This is a genomic window from Gemmatimonas sp. (assembly GCF_044345575.1).
Taxonomy (GTDB): Bacteria; Gemmatimonadota; Gemmatimonadetes; order Gemmatimonadales; family Gemmatimonadaceae; genus Gemmatimonas.
This window is the reverse complement of the sequence record NZ_JBIJAW010000377.1, coordinates 1-3,066: the sequence shown is the minus strand read 5'-3', so window position 1 is coordinate 3,066 and position 3,066 is coordinate 1. Positions and strand designations below refer to the sequence as shown.

The following is a 3,066-nucleotide window of genomic DNA, read 5'->3' as shown; positions in this document are numbered from 1 at the left end:
GAGGCAACTCTTTACGCGTCCGTCACTTTACGCTGTTCCAGCGTCATCGACGCCCACCCGTTGACGCGGCCCCCTCCGACCGGCAGGATAGAGTCATGGTCCCGACCGCCCCTGAGACCCTGCTGGCCGCGATCCGCGCGAAGGATCAACTCGCCGTGATGCGACTGCTCGACGAAGACCCCTCCCGCGCCACGATGCGGGCCACGGGTGGCGAGTCACTCGTGCTGCACGCGGCCTATGTGGGGGCCGTTGATCTGGTACCCATGCTGCTGCGCGGGCGGGCGCTCGACGCCTGCGAGGCCGCGGCCCTCGGCGATGCCACGGCGCTGCGGTCAGCCATCGAGAGCGATGATGATGCGCGGGTGCTGCGAAGCAGCGACGGTTGGACCCCCCTGCACCTCGCCGCCTTCTTCGGCCGGGACGAGGCGGTTTCCCTCCTCATCGACCACGGCGCGCCGCTGGACGCTCACTCGACCAACGCCACCCGGAACACGCCGCTGCATGCCGCGCTGGCTGGGGCCACGAAGGCCAGCGTGGTGCGTCGCCTGATTCTGGCCGGCGCCGACGTGGAAGCCCGCGGCGCGCAGAACATCACCCCGCTGCACCTCGCTGCCTCACGCGGCGACATCGCGTTGTGCGACTTGCTCGTCGCGCGTGGTGCCGACCCGCAGGCCGTGATGGAGGACGGCACCACGCCCTCCATGCTCGCCGCCACGCGCGGATTTACGGGGCTGGGTGAACACCTCGCCATGCAGGAGCGGGTAGACCAGGAGTGAACGGTGGCGTGGCGTGTGAATCGTCTCCCACCATCTCCTGTGGCGCCAGCAGCTTGTACATCACAGGGGTCACCAGCCGGGCGATGAGCGTACTCGAGATGAGACCACCAATGATGACCCACGCCAGCGGCGAGTAGAGCCCGCTCCCCTGAAGGGCGAGTGGCAAGAGGCCGCCGATCGCAGTGAGTGTGGTAAGCACAATGGGCAGGAAGCGCACTTCGCCGGCCTGCTGAATGGCCTCGTCCAATCCCACGCCCTGCGCGCGCAGCTGATCGGTGAAGTCGACCAGCAGGATGCTGGTTTTGATCTCGATCCCCACGAGTGCCACGAATCCGATCATGGACGTGAAGCTGAAGGTGTAGCCACTCAGCAGCAGGGCCAGGATGCCGCCCACCACCCCGAGCGGAATGACGCTCGCCACTACCAGCGTCGTGCGGAAGTCGCGGAACTCCAGCACGAGAATGGCGAGAATGGCAAAGACCGCCACCACCACCGCGCCACCGATGCCGCCGAAACTCTCCTGCCGGCTTTCGATCTCGCCAGCCGGCACGAGCGTGTAGCCGGCGGGCAACGGCATGGCCTCGAGCTGCTCGATGACCCGCTTCGTGACGGCATCGGTGTTGTACCCCGAGCGTACGGAGCTCGTCACGGTCACGGCCCGCGTACGATTGAGACGGTCGATCGTCGTGGGAGAGGTCACGAAGCGCGTGCTCGCGATCTGCGATAAGGGCACCATGGCACCGGAGACGTTGCTCACGAACACCCGTTCGAGCGCCTCGGGCGCCGGACGGCCATTGTGCGCGATGCGCACGGTGAGGGGATACTCCTCACCATTTTCGGCGCGAATCTTTCCGGCCTCCAGCCCGGCGAGACCAAGCCGTAGCGTGCGCTCCACTTCGGCGCTCGGCACCCCCAGCATCCCCGCCTTCTGCTTGTCCACCACGAGCCGCAGGTCGGAGCGACGGAGACGCACCGGATTGTTCACGTATTGCGTGCCCTCGGTGCTCTTCAGCACCGCTTCGAAACGCGCGGCGATGGTGGCCAGCGTATCGAGATCGGGGCCCTCGATGCGCATGGCGATGGGCGCGTCGATGGGCGGGCCGTTTTCGAACTCCTTGAGTTCGATACGCGCACCCGGATACAACGCGAGCTTCTCACGCAGGGAATCGAGCGCCAGCGGCGTGCGTGTGTTGTCGTAGTGCTTCAAGAGCACGAACAACTGTCCGCGATTGGATGCCTCCGCCCGCTGAAACACGTTGTAGTACACGTTGGGATTGTCCTTGCCCGCGTTGGCCAGCACGGCCCGCGTGTCCGGGTGCCCGCGTACCACCGATTCCGCGTAGCGGACCGCACGATCGGTTTCCGCGAGCGACGTGCCCTCGGGGGCCGTGATGTCCACGTGATACTGCGGCGTGCCCGCCTTGGGGAACAGCGAGAAACCCACGACCGGCACGAGGGTGAAGGCCGCTGCCACGAGACCGAACGACGCGACGAGTGTGGCACGCGGATAGGCCATCGCGCGGCGCAGCAGCGGTGCATAGCTGCGCTTGATGCCCCCATCGAGCCAGCGCAGGACCGCGTTCCCTTCGTGGGACTCCTCACGTGGCATGAGACGGCTGGCGAGGAACGGGATGATGGTGAGCGACACGAACAGCGATGCCAGCACCGCATACACCACGGCCATGGGCAACGAACGGATGTACTTGCCCGCGAGACCCGGCAAGAAGAGGAGCGGCAGGAACGCGAAGAGGAGCGTGCCGGTGGCGCCAAGCACCGCGACGCCGATCTGCTTGGTGGCCTCGATCGCGGCCTCCGTGCGCGTGTACCCCTCGCGCAGGAAGCGCGCGATGTTCTCCACCACCACGATCGAGTCGTCGACCAGCAGCCCCAAGGCGATCACGAAGCCCACGATGGAGAGCTGATTGATGGAGTAACCGGTGACGTACAGTAGCAAGACGCCAATGGCCAGCGATGTGGGAATGGAGATCATCACGATCACCGACGCGCGCGTGCCGAGCGGCAGCAGCGTGATGAGCACCAGCGCGATGGCGATGACGAAGTCCCAGCCGAGGCGGGAGAGACGCTCGTCCACGTTGGCCGACTGATCGAACCCGCGGGCGAGGGTGATGCCCTTGGGGAGTGTCTTCTCGAACGCATCGAGCGCATCCCAGACACTCGACTTCACCAGCGAGATGTTGTTGCCTTTCTGCACGGCCACCGTGACCCACATGGCCCGCTCGCCGTTGAAGCGACCAATGTGGACCGCGTCGCCGTCATTCCACTGCACCTG

Annotated in this window: 2 protein-coding genes; one reads left to right on the top strand and one right to left on the bottom strand. The window is 66.1% G+C overall.

Annotation, left to right across the window (positions count from 1 at the left end; translation table 11 throughout):
* Positions 1-776: ankyrin repeat domain-containing protein (locus tag ACIQ6O_RS15400; RefSeq protein ID WP_396208661.1), on the top strand; the 776-nt coding region annotated here is incomplete at its 5' end.
* Here ACIQ6O_RS15400 and ACIQ6O_RS15395 read toward each other — a convergent pair.
* Positions 724-3,066: efflux RND transporter permease subunit (locus tag ACIQ6O_RS15395; protein WP_396208660.1), on the bottom strand; the 2,343-nt coding region annotated here is incomplete at its 5' end. The genes ACIQ6O_RS15400 and ACIQ6O_RS15395 overlap by 53 nt on opposite strands.